At 63.7% G+C, this 18,617-nt stretch carries 19 protein-coding genes; 7 read left to right on the plus strand and 12 right to left on the minus strand.

The genetic code is table 11. The features are described 5' to 3' along the window. Nucleotides 1-5: 5 nt before the first annotated feature. The 3 genes from ACIROY_RS07510 to ACIROY_RS07520 form a co-directional block, all read right to left on the minus strand. Nucleotides 6-3,065 (minus strand): ShlB/FhaC/HecB family hemolysin secretion/activation protein, encoded by a 3,060-nt coding sequence (locus ACIROY_RS07510; RefSeq protein WP_402274034.1) that lies wholly within the window; start codon nt 3,063-3,065, stop codon nt 6-8. A gap of 106 nt (nt 3,066-3,171) precedes the next feature. Continuing rightward, on the minus strand, nt 3,172-4,218 hold the full coding sequence (locus ACIROY_RS07515; RefSeq protein WP_402340944.1) for a hypothetical protein: 1,047 nt from the start codon (nt 4,216-4,218) through the stop codon (nt 3,172-3,174). Between the two features lie 275 nt (nt 4,219-4,493). Beyond that, complete coding sequence (locus tag ACIROY_RS07520; protein WP_402274038.1) at nt 4,494-5,432, minus strand: AraC family transcriptional regulator; 939 nt, start codon at nt 5,430-5,432, stop codon at nt 4,494-4,496. Nucleotides 5,433-5,637: 205 nt separating this feature from the next. Between ACIROY_RS07520 and ACIROY_RS07525 the strand changes: the two genes are divergently transcribed. Next, entirely contained in the window at nt 5,638-6,174 is a 537-nt protein-coding gene (locus tag ACIROY_RS07525; RefSeq protein ID WP_402274040.1) for a carboxymuconolactone decarboxylase family protein, read from the plus strand. Between the two features lie 80 nt (nt 6,175-6,254). On the opposite strand, the gene ACIROY_RS07530 is transcribed toward ACIROY_RS07525, so the two are convergent. From ACIROY_RS07530 to ACIROY_RS07550, 5 genes are all read right to left on the minus strand, one after another. Then, on the minus strand, nt 6,255-6,749 hold the full coding sequence (locus ACIROY_RS07530; protein WP_402274042.1) for a hypothetical protein: 495 nt from the start codon (nt 6,747-6,749) through the stop codon (nt 6,255-6,257). Between the two features lie 138 nt (nt 6,750-6,887). Beyond that, entirely contained in the window at nt 6,888-7,340 is a 453-nt protein-coding gene (locus tag ACIROY_RS07535; protein WP_402274043.1) for a DUF2325 domain-containing protein, read from the minus strand. A 78-nt stretch (nt 7,341-7,418) separates the two neighbouring features. Further along, nucleotides 7,419-8,117, minus strand: a complete 699-nt coding sequence (locus ACIROY_RS07540) for a helix-turn-helix transcriptional regulator (RefSeq protein ID WP_402340947.1) — start codon at nt 8,115-8,117, stop codon at nt 7,419-7,421. A gap of 110 nt (nt 8,118-8,227) precedes the next feature. After that, complete coding sequence (locus ACIROY_RS07545; RefSeq protein ID WP_402274047.1) at nt 8,228-8,599, minus strand: VOC family protein; 372 nt, start codon at nt 8,597-8,599, stop codon at nt 8,228-8,230. Nucleotides 8,600-8,714: 115 nt separating this feature from the next. Next, entirely contained in the window at nt 8,715-9,710 is a 996-nt protein-coding gene (locus tag ACIROY_RS07550) for a bile acid:sodium symporter family protein (RefSeq protein WP_402340950.1), read from the minus strand. A 152-nt stretch (nt 9,711-9,862) separates the two neighbouring features. Here ACIROY_RS07550 and ACIROY_RS07555 point away from each other — a divergent pair, with 152 nt between their 5' ends. Both ACIROY_RS07555 and ACIROY_RS07560 read left to right on the plus strand, forming a co-directional pair. After that, entirely contained in the window at nt 9,863-10,714 is an 852-nt protein-coding gene (locus ACIROY_RS07555; RefSeq protein ID WP_402340952.1) for a LysR family transcriptional regulator, read from the plus strand. Between the two features lie 45 nt (nt 10,715-10,759). Next, nucleotides 10,760-11,203 (plus strand): PaaI family thioesterase, encoded by a 444-nt coding sequence (locus tag ACIROY_RS07560; RefSeq protein WP_402274055.1) that lies wholly within the window; start codon nt 10,760-10,762, stop codon nt 11,201-11,203. Between the two features lie 3 nt (nt 11,204-11,206). Here ACIROY_RS07560 and ACIROY_RS07565 read toward each other — a convergent pair whose 3' ends face one another. Together ACIROY_RS07565 and ACIROY_RS07570 are read right to left on the minus strand one after the other, a co-directional pair. Continuing rightward, nucleotides 11,207-11,602 carry a hypothetical protein gene (locus ACIROY_RS07565; protein WP_402274057.1) on the minus strand — a complete coding sequence of 132 codons (396 nt, stop codon included), beginning with the start codon at nt 11,600-11,602 and terminating at the stop codon, nt 11,207-11,209. Between the two features lie 11 nt (nt 11,603-11,613). Further along, nucleotides 11,614-13,239 carry a DUF342 domain-containing protein gene (locus tag ACIROY_RS07570; protein WP_402274060.1) on the minus strand — a complete coding sequence of 542 codons (1,626 nt, stop codon included), beginning with the start codon at nt 13,237-13,239 and terminating at the stop codon, nt 11,614-11,616. A gap of 140 nt (nt 13,240-13,379) precedes the next feature. On the opposite strand from ACIROY_RS07570, the gene ACIROY_RS07575 reads away from it, so the two are divergent. The 3 genes from ACIROY_RS07575 to ACIROY_RS07585 are packed head-to-tail and all read left to right on the plus strand — an operon-like array spanning nt 13,380 to nt 16,294. Beyond that, nucleotides 13,380-14,309 (plus strand): cation diffusion facilitator family transporter, encoded by a 930-nt coding sequence (locus tag ACIROY_RS07575; protein ID WP_402340955.1) that lies wholly within the window; start codon nt 13,380-13,382, stop codon nt 14,307-14,309. Between the two features lie 9 nt (nt 14,310-14,318). Continuing rightward, complete coding sequence (locus tag ACIROY_RS07580) at nt 14,319-15,569, plus strand: helix-turn-helix domain-containing protein (RefSeq protein ID WP_402340958.1); 1,251 nt, start codon at nt 14,319-14,321, stop codon at nt 15,567-15,569. Nucleotides 15,570-15,613: 44 nt separating this feature from the next. Beyond that, a complete protein-coding gene (locus ACIROY_RS07585; RefSeq protein ID WP_402274067.1) occupies nt 15,614-16,294 on the plus strand; it encodes a hypothetical protein in 681 nt (226 codons plus the stop codon). A gap of 32 nt (nt 16,295-16,326) precedes the next feature. Here ACIROY_RS07585 and ACIROY_RS07590 read toward each other — a convergent pair whose 3' ends face one another. Further along, nucleotides 16,327-16,623: an ArsR/SmtB family transcription factor gene (locus ACIROY_RS07590; protein ID WP_402274070.1), complete on the minus strand. Its 297-nt coding sequence runs from the start codon at nt 16,621-16,623 to the stop codon at nt 16,327-16,329. A 105-nt stretch (nt 16,624-16,728) separates the two neighbouring features. Here ACIROY_RS07590 and ACIROY_RS07595 point away from each other — a divergent pair, with 105 nt between their 5' ends. Next, on the plus strand, nt 16,729-17,817 hold the full coding sequence (locus ACIROY_RS07595) for an NADH:flavin oxidoreductase/NADH oxidase (protein ID WP_402340960.1): 1,089 nt from the start codon (nt 16,729-16,731) through the stop codon (nt 17,815-17,817). 50 nt (nt 17,818-17,867) lie between these two features. On the opposite strand, the gene ACIROY_RS07600 is transcribed toward ACIROY_RS07595, so the two are convergent. Further along, nucleotides 17,868-18,596, minus strand: a complete 729-nt coding sequence (locus ACIROY_RS07600) for an SDR family oxidoreductase (RefSeq protein ID WP_402274075.1) — start codon at nt 18,594-18,596, stop codon at nt 17,868-17,870. Nucleotides 18,597-18,617: the final 21 nt, after the last annotated feature.

Genomic DNA, 18,617 nt, shown 5'->3' on the forward strand with positions numbered 1-18,617 from the left:
GCACCTCAGAACGTGTAGTTGAAGCCCACGCCGAGGGCGCGGATGGTGGTGCCTACGCCGGCCGACAGGCCGGTGGCGCCGAGCACGCCGGAGACGGCGTAGTTGTAGTTCGCCAGCGCTTCATTGCGCAGGATCACGTACTGGCCGAAGAAGCGCGTCTGCTTGCTGTACTTGTACGAGAAGCCAACCGCCTGCGAGGTCGCACCCATGCCGTCGGTCGAACATTTGACGTTGTTGCCCGAAATCATGCTGCAGTCGCCGGCCAGCGCCTTGGCCGCGCTGGCGCGTAATTCGAGCGCGCCGATCTGATGTGAAACGCCGATCATGTACGCACGGCGGCGGTAGTTGGACATGTCGGTCGAAGTGGTGCTGGTGTTGACCACGCCGGATTCCGAATATGACAGGTCGTCGGCGATCAGCGAGATCTTGGTCTTGCCGAAATCGTAGGCGACGCCGTAACGGAAACTGAAGTCGCTCGACGAGGTGCCGGCGGTCACGTGCGTGCTGCTGCCGACGCCGCGCGCATCACGGCCGAGGCTGGCGATGCCGAAGTAATTGATGTGCTGCTCGGCCGCGACCACCGCGGAGAAGCCGCCGCTCTCGTACGACAGGCTGCCGCCGTAGAGATAGCCGGTGGCGACGTCCGAGGCTGCTTTCATGCTGTTGTTGGAATACGCCAGCTTGAGCTGGAAGCCGTACAGTTTCGGCGACCAGTAGCCGATCAGGCCGTCCTGGCGGCGGTTGAAGGCGGCGTCGTCGTTGTTGGAATTGATGGCGTCGCCGGCCGGGCCGGAGTTCTTGGTGATGCTGGTGACGAAGCCGGGCGAACCGATGATGTTGTAATGCGCGGCGCTGGTCAGGCCCTGGAACGGATCGAAGGAGGTGGTGCTCTCCTTCATCGGCGTATCCCAGCGTCCATACATCAGCGTACCGGCGGAGGGATGATTGAATGCCACGCCGGTGTTGCGCAGGTCCTGCGAGTGGGTCCAGTCGGGCACGGCTTCGGCGCTGCGGTTGGTGTAGTTCAGCGACAGGCCCATTTCGAGCTGCCACAGGAACTTCCACTGGTCATACAGCTGGATGCCGCTATGCGCACCGATGTAGGAGACGTTGTCGCGTACGCGCCAGAAGCCCGGCATGTTGCGGCCGTTGGGCGTGGCCAGCTTGCTCTGGTCGGCGGTTGCCGCCGGCGTGGCGCCGTCGCGGCGCACGTATTCGGGCACCAGGCCGAGCGAACCGTAGATGACGAAGGCGGTTTCCGGTTCTTCGAAATCCTCGCCCTTGCCGGTGGTGTCGGAACCGAACGCCGAGAACGCTTGCGGCGAACCCGAGACCGAGATCCACAGGCGGCGCGCATTGCGCTGCTCGGTGGTCGGATTGACGCCGGGCGAATATGCCGCGGCGGCGTTGAAGACCAGGTCCTTGTTGTAGACGTTGACGCCGATGCCGTAGCCCGAGCGCGACTGGTGGTTTTCGCTGGCGTCCCAGGGAGTCTTGTTGACGGTGACGCGACCGGCGTCGGCGAACAAGGCAGCTTCGACCACGGAGTTGCCGTACACGCCGATCAGCTTGCGCAGCTCGATGCGACCCAGCACGCCTTCGTCGCCGGCAGCTTCGCCGACCGGATAGGCGCGCACGCCGTTGGGGCCGCCCAGGCTCATTTTTTCGGAAGCGTCGAGGTTCTTGTTGGCGAACTGTGCATTGACTGCAGCCAGCAGCGAGTAGCCGCCGCCCAGTTGCTGCAGGCGGCTGAACGAGACATTGCTCTTGCTGTAATTGCCGCCTGCCTTCGACGTGATGGCGTCGAGCGCGGCGTCGTTGGCGGTTTCCTTGTCGAGCTGGCCGCGGCCGTAGCGCAGGCTCCATTGGTTGTTGCCTTGCGCGCCGAGCAGGTTGTCGCGCCAGTCGCCGTACAGCGTGGCGCTCCAGAAGCGCGCGGACTTGTCGACCACGGTGGCCGAGGTGATGTCCTGGAAGTGACGGAACTCGGCCGCCAGCGACAGATTGACGTTGGCCTTGCGGCTACGGTACAGCGCGTCGTTGATGAAGAAGCTGGAGACCTTGGCCGAGCCGCTGGCCTGCGCGTCCTTGAGGTTCTTGCCGACGTTGTATTGCAGTTCGGCGACGCTGGCGCCGATCGATACGCCGCTGGCCCCGACCGGCATGGCGAAGCTGAGGCCGGCGATGCGCAGGCCTTCGAACGAGTTCTGGGTATTGATGCCGAAGCTCTCGCCCAGGCCCAGCGCATCGTTGAGATTGATGTTGGCCGACAGGCGATTGGCGCCGGTGTAATAGTTGCCGTAGTTGTCGATGGAAACGCGCGAGGTGATCGCGGTCATCTCGCTGACGCGGATCACGATGTCGGTGGCGCCGGCTTGCGCCGACGGCCGCAACACTGCGCGCACCGAGACGCCGGCCAGATCGGACAATCGCAGCAGGGTACCTTCCAGTTCGCTTTCGCGGATCACGGTGCCTGGCTGGAGTTCATCCAGGTAGCGCTGCAGCACCGCCTTGTTCAGGCGCACGTTGTTGTCGGTGTCGGCGCTGACCTGGCCGATCACGCCTTCACGCACCGCGATGGCGATCTTGCCGTCGCGGATTTCCTGCGCCGGCAAATAGGCGCGCGCGACGATGTAGCCGCGTTCGCGATACAGGTTGGTGACTTTCGAGGCGGCCCGGCGCAAGCCGTTGAAATCCAGATCGCGGCCGATGAATTCCTGCAGCTCGGCTTGCAGGCGAGCGTCGTCGATGGCGGTGTTGCCGCTGAGCGTGAAGCCGCTCACCTTGATGTTGACGGCGGCCTGTTGTGCGGGTGTCGATGCAGGCGTGGAGGCGTCATCGGCGTCCTGGGTTTCCTTCTCGATCTGCACGCGGCCGCGCGGTTGCTCCTGCGTTTGCAGGCGCTCGCGGTCGGTCGGCGTGAGTTGCTGGCGATTGGCGTCGAAGATGCTGCCGGAACTCGGCGGTGTCTGTGCATGCGCCAGTAATGGCGCAGCGGCCAGCATGGTCATGACCTGCAGCGCCAGCATTTGCCGACGGTGCGCGGCAAAACGTGGTTTGTTCATTTTTCCCTGTCTCCTGATTTTTATCTTTGTGGCGGTTTTCTGAACCGGCTTTATTGTTGTTGTGCCGTGTTCACCGCTTCATGTGTGCTGCGTTTTTCTTGATGCGTTACTTCGCCGGGAAGATTTTTTCCACGGTGATATCCGCGCCGAACAATCCCGCCGCTTCGTGGCCGACGCCCGGCACTTCGAAGTCGGGGTGGTGCACCGGCGTCTTCCACTTCTGCGCCAGGAATTGCTCGTAGCGCAGGTAGTTGTCGTGCCGCTCGACGCGTGTGGCGCCTTGCAGGCGTGCGCCGCAGGCCTTGTCGAGGAAGCGGTGGTTGGGGTTGTTGTCCTTGCTGCCGACCATGTAGGTGACGTCGCGCGCGGCGTAGCGTTTGAACAGCTGTTCGCCGCTGATCTTGCCGTCGGCGCCGAGGCCGTAGGGAATCATTTCTCCCAGGCCGTAGCGATAATTGTCGTAGCCGGGGCAGAGGATGCCGCCGGCCGGCGCGAAGCCGTTGTCGCCGGGACGGTTGTTGTCGAAGTAGAGATAGGACGAGGGGCTGGAGATCACATAGCGGACCTTGATGCCGGCCTGTTTCAGTTTTTCGTCGCTGTTGTTGAGCACGGCATAGCGTTGCATCAGCTGGCCGCCGGCCGAGTGGCCGATGAAGACGATTTCCTTCAGCGCAGGAAAACGTCCCGAACTCAGGTAAGTGGCGATGTCGTCGAAGACGCGGAACGAGCTGATGCCGGTTTTGCCGTGCGTGGAATCCTGTCCCTGCATCCAGTTGTCGCCGCGCCACAATGCCATCTTGTTGTCGGACAGGGCGTCGCCTTCGGTCAGGAAGTTGGGTGTGAGCAGCAGCGTCTGTGCCGGGTCGAGCCTGGCCTTGCGCAGGAACGCGAGGCCGGTTTCAAAGTAGTGATCGCCATCGCGCTTGACGCCGTGTTCGAGAATGACGGCGCGCGTGATGGAGCTGTTGTCCTGCGCCAGCGCATTGTTGGCGTAGATGGCAAAAGCGTATTGCTGCGCGCCGGCGCCGAGCGTGACCACTTGCGGCGGAGCGGCTTCGTCCGAGGCTTTTTTTGCATGCGCCGCAGGCGACAACGCCGACGACATGGCGGCTGCCAGCAATGCGGTATTCCAGATTTTTGCGCCAACGGCCATGATCGACTTCCCTTGCATCTGTACGGAGTGGAACGACAGGGACTGTGGCGGGCGCAGATCTTAAGTTGCGGCGCGGGCGGGAGGCTGGCGGGGCGCACGGCTCGATGCTGCGCGGTGACGGTCTCCTGCTCATGCCGCCGTTGATCGGCGCTTTATCCATCCCTGAGCATGCTTGTTCTTCTTGTGGGCCGATTATAGAAGTCGTATTTGGCTATGTAAAATATCTTGATTTATATATATCGATACTAAATAAGTATGGAGATGGCAATCCGGATTTATTCCGGACGCGCCTGTCGCCTGTGCTGGCCGGGGCCGATGCCAAAATGGCGCTTGAAGATGCGGTTGAACGAGGCTTCGGATTGGTAGCCGACCGCTTCGGCGACGACGGCCACGGTTTGCTGGCGATCGGCCAGCAATTGCGCCGCCTGCGCCATGCGGGTGCGCGTGAGGATTTCACCGGGGGTGGCGCCCGCCGCCGCGCGGAACAGCCGGGCGAAGGTGGTGCGCGACAGATGGCAGGCCGCGGCCAACTCGTCCAGCGACCAGGAGCGGCCCGGTTCGGCCAGCATGCAGTGCAGCGCACGTTGCAGGCGCGGTGAGCCCAGCAGTGTGAACAGCCCGGGCGTTGCTGCCGCGTCCTGTTGTTCCAGCCAGGCGCGCATGAGCAGCGCAAACAGCGCCGACGACAACTGCGTGACCACCGCATGGGCGCCGGGGCGAGCGGTGTCTGTCTCGACCTGCAGCATCCTCATCAACGCCTGCAACCCGGCGAAATCGGTGCGTCCGGCGGTGCGGACCAGTAGCGTCGCCGGCAGCGACGGCAGCAGCGCCGCCGAAGCGGCGGGATCGAAATGGAACTGGCCGCACAGGATATCGGTGGCCGCGCCGGCGCCGCCGTTTTCCACGCGTATCAGCAAATCGTCTCCGCCGGTGGCGACCTGCGACGGCATCGCCTTGCCGCGGCCGGCATGCAGCGTGTGTGCACTGCCGCGCGGAAACACCACGATGTCCCCGGCCTGCAACACCACGCCGCGTTCGCCATTGGCTTCCATCAGCGCGTCGCCGGACACGATCATGTGATAGCGCACCGTGCCGGGCGCCGACGTCGGTTCCGGCAGTTGCCACGGCGCGCCGAAATGGCAGCGGATGTCGAGCGTGGTGCGCACGGGGTAGAGCTGGAGCAGACGGCTCAGGGTATCGGTGGCGTCGTTCATGGCGAAAAGGCCTGGAAAGTGTGATTGGTACGATTGGTCAATTTATTGGCGTATTTTGCCATTAAAAATTCCATTTCGACTCCCTATACTTCATTCCATACCGCGCTTGATTGCAACGGCAACTGAAACGGCAACGGCGGCGGTTGTGAACCAACTCTTAGTTAATCTTATTTGCTCTTATTTTCCCTCACTGAAAGGAAGCATCATGCCCCGTCTCCATACTCAAGACATCTCCACCGTCACCGGCCAGGCCGCGCAATTGTTCACTGCCATCAAGGGTGCGGTCGGCAAAGTCCCGAACGCCTTCGCCGACATCGGCGTCAACAGCCCGGTCGCGCTGGAAGCTGCGCTCAATCTCGACGCCGCGCTGCGCAAGAGCTCGCTCAAAGGCAAGCAGGTCGAAGCCATCAAGCTGGCGGTCAGTGAAGCGGCCGAGTGCGACTACTGTCTCGCTGCCCATTCGCTGATGGCCAAGAAGCTGGGCCTGTCCGCCGAAGCCGTGATCGGCCTGCGCCGCGCCGAAGCCTCCGGCGACGCGCAACTGGATGCGCTGACCGTGTTTGTGCGGGAACTGGTGACCACCCGCGGCACCGTGCCTGCGGCGTCGGTCGCGGCGGTCAAGGCGGCCGGCTACAGCGACGCTCAGATCGTCGACACTTTGCTGGCGGTGACGGCGATCACCTTCACCAATCTGTTCAACCGCGTCAACGACACGGTGGTGGATTTCCCGGCAGCAGATTGATCGGATGGCTCAGTACTGCAGAAAAGAAAACGGCCTCGCATGAAAGCGAGGCCGTTTTTTGCATGTTGCTTGCGCCGGCGTTATTGCTTGCCCGGCACCAGGTATTTGGATTTGGCGCAGTAGATCTTGGCCTTGGTGTCGGCGTAGGCGATCACGCTGCCGGCCTGCGACTGGCGCAGCGAATACTTGGTGGCGTCATCCAGCGTGAAGCGGATGCCGACGCTCTTTGTGATGGCGTCGCCCAGCGCCTGCGGCGTGCCGTTGATATTGGCGCCGATGAAGTCAGCCGGGCTGCTGCTGTCGTTGACCAGGATGTCGGTGACTTCCATGCCCCACAGATTGCTGCCGGCGGCCTTGAACCAGTAGGCGCCGCCTTCGTTCTTGTACGGCTTGCCGAAGGCTTCGAAGAGGTAATCGTAGAAATATTTGCTGTTGAGCTGGTTGAGGCACAACAGCGCGTTGCCGACTTCAATGCCGAAGGTCGCGGCGGGCGCGGCGTTGGCGACGCCGTTCATGCCTGCAAGGCCCGGCGCCAGCAGCGCGCAGGCAAGCGCGATGCGATGGATGGTTTTCAAACAGACTCCCTGGTGCGCGTGGCGTCGCTAGATGATGCACCGACGCCATCGAATGATCGAAACGGTAATGATGCGTTGCGCAGATTGTAGGGGGCTTTTGGTTTTTTTGCTAACCGGGTTGGCGGGACCGGAGATGGCTCAGGCGTGGCGGCCCGACTTGAGCACCGTCTCGCCGCGTTGCGAAGACGACAACTTGCCGCTCAGGCTGCCGAGCCCGTCGATGAAGGAGGCAATGCCGGTACCCTTGACCATGACGCAGGGCTTGCCCATTTTCTTGCACAGCTGTTTGACCAGGTGATAGGCGTTGTGGCTGATGTTACCCGATGCGCACAGCACCATGTCGGCGCCGTTGAGCATCGGTTGCAGGCGATGGAGGCTGTCTTCCCGGCCGCCGTCGTGGTGAATGAATTTCCCTTGGCGTTCCTCGATGGCGTGGCGGTAATGATTGCGCGCGCCGGTCAGTCCGCCGACGCACAAGACACAGCGGTCGGCCAGGCTGAAGCTGGTTGCGGCTGCAATAGCAGAAGAAGCGGAGGCAAAAGCGGGAGTAGAAGCAGAAGCAGAGTTGTTCTTGTTCGTCGCGCGGTGCATGGAGACCTCGGCCTGGTTGTCGTGACTTGCAGACTAAACCGAAGCCGCGCCGATGCGAACGAAGAAATCAGCATCTGGTTATGCGGAATCCTGATACTGAGATTTGCGCACCGCGCGCACGAAGTCGGCCAGGCGCTTGCCGCTCTCATCCGGGTAGGTGTGCGCCGGCGTCATGGCGCGCACGCGGTCGAGCCGGAACGAGCGGAAGTCGCCGCGCGTTTCGCACCACGCGGCGATCGACCAGCCGCCGCCCCAGAAGTACAGCGCCAGCGGCCACACGATGCGTTGCGTGGCCTGTCCACGGGCGTCAACGTAATCGAGTTGCAGGGTGCTGCGCCTGCCGATGGCCTGGCGGATTTCTTCCAGCCGCTCGCCGTGGGCCTGGTCGATGTGGAAGCTGGGTGCGAACAAGGCGGTGTTCTCGACGAAGTCGCGCTTGTCCTTGGGCAGCGCCAGCACGATCTTGGCCAGCGACGCCGCGGCTGACGCCGCCAGTTGCGGTCCGCCCCAGGCCTGCACCATGCGCATGCCGATGACCAGCGCGTCGATTTCGTCAGGCGAAAACATGAGCGGCGGCAGGTCGAAACCGGTCTTGTTGATGCGATAGCCGACTCCCGCTTCGCCCTGCACCGGTACGCCCGACAGCGACAGGTCGCGGATGTCGCGGTACACGGTGCGCTCGGACACCGACAGCCAGTCGGCCAGCTGGCGCGCCGTGGTGAGCCGGCGCCCGCGCAGGTACTGGGTGATCTGGAACAGGCGGTCGGCTCGGCGCATCGGTTCTGGCAGGAAGTGGAATGGCTGCCATTCTGGCATGAGTCGCAGGCGCCGCCCACCACGATCTTTGGCGAGTGGCGGGCATCTGCTTCTTTCGCTAGTTGCTTCTTTTATTGCATCGCGTGCAAAGCGATGCGGTTGCCTTCGGTGTCGATGAAGTGGGCGATGTAGCCGAGCTGCTTCGGCAGTTCCAGCTTGTCGAGCACGACCTTGCCGCCGGCGGGTGCGACGCGGTCGATCGCTTGCTGGATCGATGCGCCGGCGTCGAGGTAGACCAGTACGCCGTCGGTACTGGCTTTGAAGGCCTGGGTCTGGGTCAGGCAGCCGCAGCTTTCTTTGGCGGCGTTGTAGAAGATCGCCATCGGCGCGGAGTCGAAATCAGTTTCGACGTGCAGCTTGGCGTTGAACACGGCTTCGTAGAACTTGGTCGCACGCGACAGGTTGGTGACGGGGATTTCGAACCAGTTGATTTGCGTTGTCATGATGTCTTCCTTTTTCTTGGTTGAGAGATATGCCGGAGGGCATGGAAGACATCATGATCCAGGGCTACTGACACCATCCTGTCAGTAGGCTTTCAGGGCGGTCTTTGGTGGGCAATCAGGCGGTTTGCGCCTTGCCGTCGGCGGCGGCCAAGTCAGCATCCTGACGTTCCGCATAGCGCCGCGCCAGTATCGCGCACAGCATCAGCTGCATCTGGTGGAACACCATGATCGGCAGCAGGACGATGCCCACGCCACTGCTGCTGAACAGCACCGAGGCCATCGGGATGCCCGAGGCCAGCGATTTTTTCGAGCCGCAGAACACCAGCACGATTTCATCGGCGCGTGCAAAGCCCAGTGCGCGGCTGCCGAAGGTGGTCAGCGTCAGCACGCCGCCCAGCAGGATGGCGTTGACCAGCACCAGCAGCGCCAGTTGTTGCGGCGGGAACAGATGCCATACGCCTTGCGCCACCGCGACGCTGAACGCCGCATACACCGCCAGCAGGATGCCGCCGCGGTCGACCACTGCCAGCAGGCTTTTCTTGCGCAGCACCCAGTCGCCGATCCAGGGACGCAGCACGTTGCCCAGCACAAATGGCAGCAGCAGTTGCAGCAGGATGCCGCCGACTTGTTGCAGGCCGCCGCCGTCCTGGTGGCGATGCAGCAGCAGCGTCACCAGGATAGGCGTGAAGACGATCCCCAGCAGGTTCGAGGCGGTGGCGCCGCAGATCGCCGCCGGCACGTTGCCGCGTGCAATCGAGGTAAAGGCGATCGACGATTGCACGGTCGACGACAGGGTGCAGACGAACAGCACGCCCAGCCACAGCTCCGGCGTCAGCAGGCCGGGAAACAGCGCATGCAGCGCCAGCCCCAGCAACGGAAACAGCACGAAGGTACAGGCCAGCGTCAGCAGGTGCAGGCGCGGCTGCTTGAAGCCGGACAGCGCCGCTTCGCGCGACAGCCGCGCGCCGTGCAGGAAGAACAGCAGCGCGATGGCGGCGTTGCTGGCCAGGTGCATGAAGTCCTCGAAGCGGCCCGTGGCCGGGAGCAGCGTGGCGAGCAGGACGGTGCCGAGCAGCATCCAGGTGAAGGTGTCGGGCAGGTAGCGTTTCATGATGGCAAGGAAGAGGGGCAACGAAGAGGGGCAAGGCGAGACAGCCTTTGCCACATGATAGAAAAAAGACCTATCATCGGGAACCCCTTTAATCATGTGAACTGTGATCGGATATGCCGATAAGCAAGTTTGCAGCTTCGTCAGGAGCACCCATGTTCAATCCCGTCTGGCTCAAGACCTTCACCACGGTGGCCGCTTCCAGCAGTTTCAGCGAGGCCGGGCGCCGGCTCGGGCTGACGCAGTCGAGCGTGAGCGACCACATCCGCCGCCTCGAGGAAGGCAGCGGCCGGCGGCTGTTCGTGCGCGATACGCATTCGCTGGCGCTGACTGCAGACGGCGAAAGCCTGCTGGTGCATGCGCGCCTGATCCTCGAAGCGCACGCCCGCGCCGAGGCCCAGTTCACCGCGCCGAGGTTGCGTGGACGTGTCCGCTTCGGCGCTCCGGATGATCTGGCGATGGGCCCCTTGCCGGACATGCTGGCGGCGTTCCGCAACAAGCATCCCGAGGTCGAGCTGGAAATCACCATGGGTCTCACCGGCGAGCTGTACCAGCGCCTCGACAACGGCGACCTTGATCTGATCGTCGGCAAGCGCCGTCCCGGCGAACAACGCGGGCAGGCCATGTTCCGCGTGCCGCTGGTATGGCTGGCGCGGCCGGAAACCGTGGTCGACCTGGCGCAACCCTTGCCGCTGATCCTGCTGCCCGAACCGAGCGTGACGCGCGCGGCGATCCTGGCTACGTTGGGGGCGGCAGGCCGTCACTGGCGCATCGTCTGCACCAGTGGCAGCCACGCCGGTTGCATGGCGGCGGCGCGCGGCGGCCTCGGGCTGACCGTGCTGCCGCAGCACCTGGCGTCACGCGAACTGAACCTGCCGGTCAACCACGCCAGCTTGCCGGTGTTTCCCGATGTCGAGTACGTGGCGCTGACCGCCAAACGCCTGAGCCGGCCGGCCGATACGCTGTACCAGATATTGATGGCGAGCGAACTGCATGCGCCGAAGTGAAAAAATGCGTTAGCATCGACGAACAAAAAAATACAGGAGACAACGATGACAGGAACGCTTACGCAAGTAGTGGATGCGGACATGGTCCGCCGCGTCGAGGAGAGTTTTTCACGGCAGGGCGCCCTGCGCACCATCGGTGCACGGCTGCATAGCGTGGCGCCCGGGCTGGTTGAGATCCGTCTCGATTTTCGCCCCGAACTGGGCCAGCAGAACGGTTTCCTGCACGCCGGCATGAGCACGACGATTGCCGACACTGCCGGAGGCTATGCGGCAATGAGCCTGTTCGATGCCGGCGAAGAAGTGCTGACCACGGAACTCAAGCTGAATCTGCTGGCGCCGGCGCAGGGGGAATATTTCATCGGCCGCGGCAGGGTGGTCAAGAGCGGCAGGACGCTGACCATCTGCCAGATCGAAGTGGGCGCGGTGCGCAACGGCAAAGAAACGCTGTGCGCCTACGGCATCATCACTGCGATGCGCATGAAAGCCTAGGGCCTAGGCAGCGTCAACCACCAGCTCCGGCCGGTTAAGCGCACGAATGCGGCGGTCGACAAAATAACCGCCGGCTTCGGTATAGCGCAGGAAGCAGCGGCCGCAGACCTTGCACGCGGCGACATTGCAGCGGTTGTAGGGGAAGTGGCGCGGCGCCACCGGCGCGTCGGCCGATTCATAACGGGTGCCGTCGGGGTGGTATTCGGTGAAGCCGGGTTCGTCGTAGGGATCGGGCAGCAGGGTGCCGATGTCCTGCAGCTGCGTTTCGGGAAAGGACAGCGGCGTGCTGGTCCATGCTGCGAGGGACGCTTCGTTGCAGGCGCAGGCGGCCGTCACGGCCGCGCTGCGTTCGGCCAGGACGCGCAAGCCGGCGCCGTCCAGCAAGGGTAAATCGGCCATGCTTCGTTTCCTTATTTGCCGCCGAAGGAAATCTTGCCGCCCTGCAGCTGCGCGGTGCCGCCGCCGAGGTCGCTGAGTACTTGCCAGACCTGCTTGGCGATGCGCATTTCCACGCCTTCGTAGACGGTCTTGACGGCGACGATGCGCGCCGATTCCGCCGCGACCAGGTCTTCCTTCATCTCGTTCTGTTCGGCCACCAGGTCCTTGACCTCCTGCGCCAGCAATTTGCGATTGAGTTCGGCCTCTTCGCCGGCGCCGTTGCGCGCCTTTTCGGGATTCTGCTTGTAGTGGGCGAGCTGCTTGATGACGCGGTTGAGGTCGTCGAGCTTCTTCTGGAATTCCTGTTCCTTGGCGCGCAGCTTTTCTTCCAGATAGGGATCGAGGCCGACCTGGATCTTGGTGGTGGCGGCGCTCGATGAGCCGAACGCGACCGCCTTGATCAGCATGGTGGCCTGGGCGCGACCGCCGATGATCTGGCCCAGCTTGGGATTGGTCTTGCCGACCAGGATCTCGTTGCCGGCCAGCATTTCACATTGGCGCGCATTGCCGGCCAGCATGATGCTGTCGCCCGCTTCGATGTGCGCGCTTTCGGCGAACAATGCCTGCACGCAACCCTCGGCCTTGACCTTGGCGACGATGGAGGCCATGCCGGGTTGGGTTTCAGCGTGGCCGATGATGCCGCCCTTGACAGTGATGTTGCCGCCGGCAATGATCTCGGCCGCTTCCACCGTGCCGCCGACGAAGACGTCGCCCGACACGCGCAAGCGCATGCCGGTCTTGACGTCGCCCTTGATCTTGACCGTGCCCGAAAACTCGACGTTGCCGGTGCTCAGGTCGACATCTTCGATCTCGACGATGGGATTGATCTTGACGCCGTTGGTGATCAGTTGCGGCTGGCCGGCGATGGCGGCGACCAGCAGGTCGGGATCGTCCTTGGAGGGTTCGGCGCCGACGCAGTCCTTGTTGAAACCGAGGTCGGGAACCGGCAGCGCCGGCACTACCTGGCCCTTGATGTTGACGCCGTTGACGCCCGGCACCGGCGGCGTGCGCCGCATCAGTGGATCGCCGACGTTGATCAGCAGCAAGTGGCCGAGGTCGGCGTAATGCACCACGGCGTCGTCGTCGATTTCGGCGAGTTCTTCTTCCTTCTTGTCGAGCAGGGCCTCGAAGCGGGCGTGTTCGCCCTGCACCGGATCCTCGCCCCGCGCGATCAGCAGCTTGGAACAGTGGCCGGTGGCGAGCGCGCCGCGCAGCTTTTCGTGCAGGATGCCCTGGGTGATGCCCTGGGCGCGGATTTCATTGACGACTTCGACGGCGCGCGCGCGTCCGCCTTGCGGCGGCACCAGCGTCAGATAGGCTTCCATGAAATCGTCCGAGACTTCCACCAGGAACTCGCCGTCGCGCCGCTCGCCGATCTTTTGCGAATGGGCTTCCTTGCCGTCGGCGATCTTGGCGGCGAAATCGCCGAGCGCCGCTTCATCGATGTACAGCTTGGTGAAGCCGCCATCGGTGAGGATTTGTTTCAGCATCACGAGATTCGGGACTTGAACACCCGCAACCGGGGTGAATGCAGCGAGCAGTTCTCCGCTGACTCTGTCGAAGTTGAGCGACAGCGATTGCGGGCTTGATTGTTCCATGTTATTTCTCGGAAGTCCTTGTGCAGAGCTCATCGGCAGGATTTCCGGTTCCTTTAGGTGAATTGTTATGTGGCAAGATGATCCTGTAAATCGCCGTTAAGTACAAGGGTTGTTTAGGCTCAAAAGTGTGAATTGTCAATATGCTAATTATCCAAAAAAACGACACTGGGAGCGCCGACCAGCGTTATCTCGCAGGGCGTCAGAGCACCATGGTCAGTATTGTCGTCAACATCGTACTGACCACGTTGCAGATCATCACGGGACTGTTTTCGGGGTCGCAGGCGCTGGTCGCCGACGGCGTGCATTCGCTGTCGGATCTGGTGGCCGACTTCGTCGTGTTGTTCGCGGCGCGCCAAAGCCGCAATCCCGCCGACGCCGATCATCAATACGGCCATCAACGCTTCGAGACGGCTGCTTCTCTGGCGCTCGGCGGTGCGCTGTTGGCGGTCGGCATCGGCATGCTGATCTCCGCCTTCTTCAAGCTGCAGGCGCCGACCGTGCCGCAGGTCCATCTGGCAGCGTTGTGGGTGGCGCTGGCGACGCTGGTCAGCAAGGAAATACTGTTCCGCTACATGTTGGGCGTCGCCGAGCGCGTGCGTTCCAGCATGCTGGTGGCCAACGCCTGGCATGCGCGCTCGGACGCGGTGTCGTCGCTGGTGGTGGCGCTGGGCATCGCCGGCAACCTGCTCGGCTTCCCCTTGCTCGATCCGATCGCGGCGTTGATCGTCGGCCTCATGATCGTGCGTACCGGCGCGGTGTTTTTCTGGCGCGCGCTGAACGACCTGATGGACAAGGCGGTGTCGGAAGAGGAATCGCAGGCGATCCGCCGCACGCTGTTGGACACACCCGGCGTGTTCGGCGTGCACGATCTGCGCACGCGCAAGATGGGCGACCTCACCATCGTCGACGTGCACCTCGAACTGGATGGCCGGCAGACCGTGACCGAGGGACATGCCATCGCCACGCTGGCGCGCCGGCGCGTCATGGAGCAGCATCACGTGCTGGACGTCATGACCCACGTTGATCCGGTGGAGCCGGACGCTGCAGCGGAGTCCGCTGATGTCTGCTGACGACAACACATGGATTCGATAATCGCCGCTTCCGCACGGGCGCTTGCCGCCGGCGACGCGCTTGGCGCGCTCAAGCGCGTCGCCTTGCGCGACGATCCTCCTGCGCTGGCCTTGCGCGGCATCGCCATGGCTCAGCTCGGCGAACATCCGCGCGCACGGGAACTGTTGCGCCGCGCCGCGCGTGGTTTTGGCACGCACGAAGAACTGGCGCGCGCCCGTTGTGTCGTCGCCGAAGCGGAAGTGGCGCTGGCCGTGCGCGACATCGGCAGTTCGCCGCGCGCATTGGCTGCCGCCACGGTCACGCTGGATGCGCATGGGGATCGCGCCAATGCCTTGCAGGCGCGATTGATTGCGGTACGCAGGCTGGTGTTGCTTGGCCGTCTTGAGCAGGCCGAAGCAGCGTTGGTGCGGCTCGATGCGCGCGGCCTGCCGCCTGCATTGGCGACGGTGACGGCGCTGATAGCGGCGGAGTTGGCATTGCGATCGTTGCAGATGACCGTCGCCCAGGCGGCGCTGGCGCGTGCACACGACGCGGCGACGCGTGCCGGCGTGCCGGCGTTGCTGGCCGAGGTGGCCGAAGCACAGTCCGTGCTTGGTCGACCGGCAGCCAGGCGCGTCTCCGCAGGCCGTGAACAAACCTTGCGGCTGGATGAAGTCGCTGCGTTGATGGTCTCGGACGCGTTGGTAATTGACGCTTGCCGACGAGGTATTGGGGCAGGATCGGGACCGGGACCGGCGTGGAAGCCATTGGCGCGCCGTCCGCTGCTGTTCACGCTGGCGCGCGTTCTGGCCGAAGCCTGGCCTGGCGATGTGGATCGCGAAACCCTGATTGCCCGGGTCTTCAATACGCGCCGCCCGGACGAGTCGCACCGCGCACGTTTGCGTGTCGAGGTCGGCCGCCTGCGGGCGCTGGTCGCGACGCTGGCGCAGATCGAGGCCACCCCGCGCGGATTCGCATTCAAGCCGCTGGGCGAGCGCGAAGTCGTCATCCTCGAGCCGCCCATCGCCGGCGACCAGGCGGCATTGCTGGCGCTGCTTGCCGACGGCGCGGCATGGTCGACCTCGGCGCTGGCGTTGGCGCTCGGGGCCAGCCAGCGTACCGTGCAACGCGCGCTGGCAGGACTGGAAGCCGCTGGCCACGCAAACGCCATCGGCCAGGCGCGTACGCGTCGTTGGCTGTCGACGCCTTTGGCGGGTGGCGTCGGGGTCACGGCAATCACGACAATCTTGTTACTCCCCGCTGCACTGGCGATGGACTAAAGTTGTCTTGCGCGCCGATCACGGCGCATCAACAGGAGACCTCCATGACCAGCAACAGCAATGTGAAAACCAAACCTGAACCAGCCGTGCATGCAGCAGAAATCGTGCGCGAGTATGGCCCCTTTCCCGGCGCCGAGCGCGTGCACGGCGTCACCTGGGACGGCCACAATGTGTGGGCCGCCACCGGCGCCAGCCTGATTGCCTTCGATCCCGCCAGCGGCGATGCGGCGCGCACGCTGGAGCGCGCCTGCGACGCCGGCACCGCTTTCGATGGCACCTATCTGTATCAGATCGCCGAGCAGCGCATCGACAAGATCGACCCGGCCAGCGGCAAGGTGCTGGCGTCGATCCCGGCGCCCGGCCAAGGCTTTGATTCCGGCCTGACCTGGGCCGAAGGCAGCCTGTGGGTGGGGCAGTACCGCGACCGCAAAATCCACCAGATTGATCCGGCCACCGGCAAGCTGATCCGCAGCATCGATTCCAACCGCTTCGTCACGGGCGTGACCTGGGTCGACGGCGAGCTGTGGCACGGCACCTGGGAAGGAGAAGAAAGTGAAATTCGTCGCATCGATCCGGCCAGCGGCGCCGTCATCGAACGATTGGCGATGCCGCGCGACACCGGTGTCAGCGGACTGGAATCCAACGGCGCCGATCTGTTCTTTTGCGGCGGGGGCGCCAGCGGAAAAGTGCGCGCCGTGCGGCGTCCGAAAGGCGTGGCCGCCTGAGGTACTGAGGAAAGGAGAACGGCGGAGGGCGGTTACTGCGCTAGGATCGCCGTCAGCAATCCCGGAAAGCGGCTGTCGATGTCGGCGCGGCGCAGTGTGTTCATGTGGCTGGTGCCGGTGGTTTCGGTCAGCACCAGGCCGGCTTCGCGCAATACCTTGAAGTGATGCGACACGGTCGACTTCGGTCGACCGCCGTCCAGTTCGCCGCAGGTTGCGGCTTCCACGCGCGCCAGATGCCGCACGATGTCCAGACGAATGGAGTCGCTCAGGGCGTAGAGCACGCGCTCAAGGGCAAGCTCGTCGGCGGCAGGGTGTTTGTAGGGACGCATGCGGACATGATACACCTTGGGTTATAATTGTTCCATTGTTCGTATATATTCGAAATAACGAACCAAATCGACCGATGTCACCCTCGCTATCTATAAAGGTTTCTCATGTCTGCATTGTTCCAGCCCTTCACGCTCAAAGACGTCACCCTGCGCAACCGCATCGCGGTGCCGCCGATGTGCCAATACTCCGCCATCGACGGCAAGGTCAACGACTGGCACCTGTCGCATTACGCCGCCATGGCGCGCGGCGGCGCCGGCCTGGTGGTGGTCGAGGCAACTGCGGTAGCGCCCGAAGGCCGCATCACGCCGGGCTGTACCGGCATCTGGTCGGATGAGTTGGCGCAAGCCTTCGCGCCGATTGTGCGCGAAATCAAGGCTGCCGGTTCAGTACCAGGCATCCAGATCGCCCACGCAGGTCGCAAGGCCAGCGCCAACCGTCCTTGGGAGGGCGACGACCACATGACGGACAACGATCCGCGCAGCTGGGAAACCATCGCACCGTCGGCGATCGCCTACGGCAAGGGTTTGCCGAAGGTGCCGCGCGCCATGACGCTGGACGACATCGCCCGCGTGCGCCAGAACTTCGTCGATGCCGCCGTGCGTGCGCGCGAGGTCGGTTTCGAATGGCTGGAACTGCATTTCGCGCACGGCTACCTGGCGCAAAGCTTCTTCTCGGCGCACTCGAACCAGCGCGACGACATCTACGGCGGCAGCGTCGAAAACCGCAGCCGTTTCCTGCTCGAAACCCTGCGCGCCGTGCGTGAAGTGTGGCCGGAAAACCTGCCGCTGACCGTGCGTTTCGGCGTGCTCGAGTACGACGGCCGCGACGAACAGACATTGGTGGAATCGATCGGCCTGGTGCGCGAATTCAAGGCATCCGGCATGGACATGATCAGCGTCACGATGGGCTTCACCATTCCTGAGACGTCGATTCCCTGGGGACCGGCTTTCCTCGCACCGATCGTTGAACGCGTGCGCCGCGAAGCGGATGTGCCGGTGTCGTCGGCCTGGGGTTTCGGTACGCCGGAGATCGCCGAGCGCGTGGTCAAGGAGCAGCAGCTCGACCTCGTCATGGTCGGCCGCGCGCATCTGGCCAATCCGCACTGGGGCTATTTCGCAGCGAAGGAACTGGGTGTGGAACGGGCGTCGTGGACCTTGCCGGCGCCGTATGCGCATTGGCTCGAGCGCTACTGATCGGAACTGCAGCCGGGCAAGCTGCGCCGGCTGCAATCATGAGGCCTCGATCAGGCCGCGAAACCGCCGTCGGCGGTAATCGACGCGCCGGTCATGAACGCAGCGTCTTCCGAACACAGCCACGCCACCAGGCTGGCGATTTCGCTATCGCGCCCCATGCGGCCGACCGGCATCATTGGTTGCAGCGCAGTACGCACTTCCGCGCTGACGATTTCGGTGTCGGTTGGTCCCGGCTGCACGTTGTTGGCGGTGATCCCGAGCGGACCAAGATCATGCGCCAGACCGCGGGTAAACGAAGCGATCGCACCTTTGGTGAGCGCATAGATCGAACCGTTGGGAAACCTCACCACGTCGGCCACCATGCTGCCAATGTTCACGATGCGCCCGCCGCGTCTCATATGCGGCAGCGCCGCCTTGATCGCGACGAAAGATGCGCGCACGTTGACGTCGAGCATGCGGTCGAAGTCCTCCTGGGCGTAATCGGCGACGTTGCCCCGGATCAGGATGCCGGCGTTGTTGACCAGAATATCCAATCCACCCAGCATGACAGCCGCCTTGGCAACGGCCTCCCGTAATTGCGGGGCGTCGCCGCTGTCCGCGCGCAACGCGATCGCGCGTCCGTCCAGTTCCGCTTCCAGGGCCTGGGCACGCTCCGGCGATGCAACATAGGTGAACACCACGCGCGCGCCGTCGGCCACAAGGCGGCGAACAATACCGGCGCCGATGCCGCGCGAGCCGCCCGTGACGAAGGCGCGACGGCCGGAAAGTTGTTGAGCCATGTACTTCTCCTTAATTGACTG

It is taken from the genome of Herbaspirillum sp. NPDC101396 (assembly GCF_044767365.1).
Taxonomy (GTDB): domain Bacteria; phylum Pseudomonadota; class Gammaproteobacteria; order Burkholderiales; family Burkholderiaceae_D; genus Herbaspirillum.

Excerpts from the sequence above, each read along its gene's own strand:
- ACIROY_RS07590 (WP_402274070.1), bottom strand. The coding sequence starts at position 16,623 with ATGCGTCCCTACAAACACCCTGCCGCCGACGAGCTTGCCCTTGAGCGC.
- ACIROY_RS07560 (WP_402274055.1), top strand. The coding sequence starts at position 10,760 with ATGACAGGAACGCTTACGCAAGTAGTGGATGCGGACATGGTCCGCCGC.
- ACIROY_RS07595 (WP_402340960.1), top strand. The coding sequence starts at position 16,729 with ATGTCTGCATTGTTCCAGCCCTTCACGCTCAAAGACGTCACCCTGCGC.
- ACIROY_RS07545 (WP_402274047.1), bottom strand. The coding sequence starts at position 8,599 with ATGACAACGCAAATCAACTGGTTCGAAATCCCCGTCACCAACCTGTCG.
- ACIROY_RS07570 (WP_402274060.1), bottom strand. The coding sequence starts at position 13,239 with ATGGAACAATCAAGCCCGCAATCGCTGTCGCTCAACTTCGACAGAGTC.
- ACIROY_RS07525 (WP_402274040.1), top strand. The coding sequence starts at position 5,638 with ATGCCCCGTCTCCATACTCAAGACATCTCCACCGTCACCGGCCAGGCC.
- ACIROY_RS07535 (WP_402274043.1), bottom strand. The coding sequence starts at position 7,340 with ATGCACCGCGCGACGAACAAGAACAACTCTGCTTCTGCTTCTACTCCC.
- ACIROY_RS07540 (WP_402340947.1), bottom strand. The coding sequence starts at position 8,117 with ATGCGCCGAGCCGACCGCCTGTTCCAGATCACCCAGTACCTGCGCGGG.
- ACIROY_RS07575 (WP_402340955.1), top strand. The coding sequence starts at position 13,380 with ATGCTAATTATCCAAAAAAACGACACTGGGAGCGCCGACCAGCGTTAT.
- ACIROY_RS07580 (WP_402340958.1), top strand. The coding sequence starts at position 14,319 with ATGGATTCGATAATCGCCGCTTCCGCACGGGCGCTTGCCGCCGGCGAC.
- ACIROY_RS07510 (WP_402274034.1), bottom strand. The coding sequence starts at position 3,065 with ATGAACAAACCACGTTTTGCCGCGCACCGTCGGCAAATGCTGGCGCTG.
- ACIROY_RS07550 (WP_402340950.1), bottom strand. The coding sequence starts at position 9,710 with ATGAAACGCTACCTGCCCGACACCTTCACCTGGATGCTGCTCGGCACC.
- ACIROY_RS07520 (WP_402274038.1), bottom strand. The coding sequence starts at position 5,432 with ATGAACGACGCCACCGATACCCTGAGCCGTCTGCTCCAGCTCTACCCC.
- ACIROY_RS07565 (WP_402274057.1), bottom strand. The coding sequence starts at position 11,602 with ATGGCCGATTTACCCTTGCTGGACGGCGCCGGCTTGCGCGTCCTGGCC.
- ACIROY_RS07585 (WP_402274067.1), top strand. The coding sequence starts at position 15,614 with ATGACCAGCAACAGCAATGTGAAAACCAAACCTGAACCAGCCGTGCAT.
- ACIROY_RS07600 (WP_402274075.1), bottom strand. The coding sequence starts at position 18,596 with ATGGCTCAACAACTTTCCGGCCGTCGCGCCTTCGTCACGGGCGGCTCG.
- ACIROY_RS07515 (WP_402340944.1), bottom strand. The coding sequence starts at position 4,218 with ATGGCCGTTGGCGCAAAAATCTGGAATACCGCATTGCTGGCAGCCGCC.
- ACIROY_RS07555 (WP_402340952.1), top strand. The coding sequence starts at position 9,863 with ATGTTCAATCCCGTCTGGCTCAAGACCTTCACCACGGTGGCCGCTTCC.